We start from the raw sequence: 1,151 nt of genomic DNA on the forward strand, positions 1-1,151 counted from the left end.
GTGTTTGAATAGCCTCTCTTCGACCACTATTCTAAAGATCTGCGGATCCAGGCCGAATTGTGAGTCGTCCGCAACCCAGACACGGCACAAGAACCATGGGGTGCACGCGAGTGGCGGCAAGGTCTTTTCGTGATCACAACATCTTGGAACAATCTAGGAGAGGGCGGCGTCGCCGCCAAGGGATCGGTCTCTCTTGAAGTTTACTTCCGCGATGGAGACTTGCGTGCGCGAACAGTTCCGACCGGCGGTACTTTTTGATCGAGGTGAATCTTTTCTCTATCCCTTGACTCGCTACGCTGCAAATATTCCTCGCCAGAAGCTGGGCCAAGACGCTGTTGACTACGTGACCCTAAACGGAAACGTGCAATCCATGACGGCGACGACGTATGGACCCAATGGAAAGCTACGTCCAATTGATGTCACTGGCGTCTATCTGTTCGAGGGGTCCGCCAATCGTACAATGATCAGCATGCTAAAATACTTCCCTAATCCCTCCAATTCATAGTGGCGAATAACGTTTGAGAGGTTTTCGAGGAGCAATTTCTCCGTTGTTGCAGCTGTGGTAGACTCGCCTGTAGCAATGACGTGGACGCGGTGTTCGGTGGGCGTGATTGCGAACGATGTGATCGTCACGCAGCAACGGTGACGCAGCGGCGGACATCACCAGTTTCATCTGCTTGCACCCCCCAATTCCCCTGTCTACGTTCCTCCACTTCCCTCCAGCGACACCAATTCGAGCGAACAGTCGACTCAAGAGATTTGGAACATGGCTTATTCCCCCGACGCTCCGCCATCCGCAGACGCCTCGTCTCACCAGACGAAACAGATCGATGAATTGTGTCTCGAACTTGACAAGGCGATCAGGTCTCGCTTTTATGCCTTGCTCTGCATTCCTCTGGTCGCATTTAACTCGCTGGTGATGTATTTGCGAGTCTGGCGTCCTGGACAATTACCGTCCTGGGTAGGACTGGTGTTATTCGGGATGTTGATCACCTATGTGCTCTTGCAGCAACGAAAGATCTCTCGTGTCCGATCTCGCATTCATGGGGATCCTGAATTGCTGATGCAATGGCAGGCGAGCCTCGATGATCATGAGGCGGATCCTGCGCAGTATTGCTCGTCATGACAAGAAGACGTCATTCCCGATGATG

General features: G+C 52.7%; 1 protein-coding gene. It reads left to right on the plus strand.

The annotated features are described in order from the left end of the window. The first annotated feature begins 766 nt into the window (after nt 1–766). Nucleotides 767–1,126 carry a hypothetical protein gene (locus RMSM_RS34970; RefSeq protein WP_008708987.1) on the plus strand — a complete coding sequence of 120 codons (360 nt, stop codon included), beginning with the start codon at nt 767–769 and terminating at the stop codon, nt 1,124–1,126. Nucleotides 1,127–1,151: the final 25 nt, after the last annotated feature.

It is taken from the genome of Rhodopirellula maiorica SM1 (assembly GCF_000346295.1).
GTDB classification, from domain to species: domain Bacteria; phylum Planctomycetota; class Planctomycetia; order Pirellulales; family Pirellulaceae; genus Novipirellula; species Novipirellula maiorica.

Excerpts from the sequence above, each read along its gene's own strand:
- RMSM_RS34970 (WP_008708987.1), top strand. The coding sequence starts at position 767 with ATGGCTTATTCCCCCGACGCTCCGCCATCCGCAGACGCCTCGTCTCAC.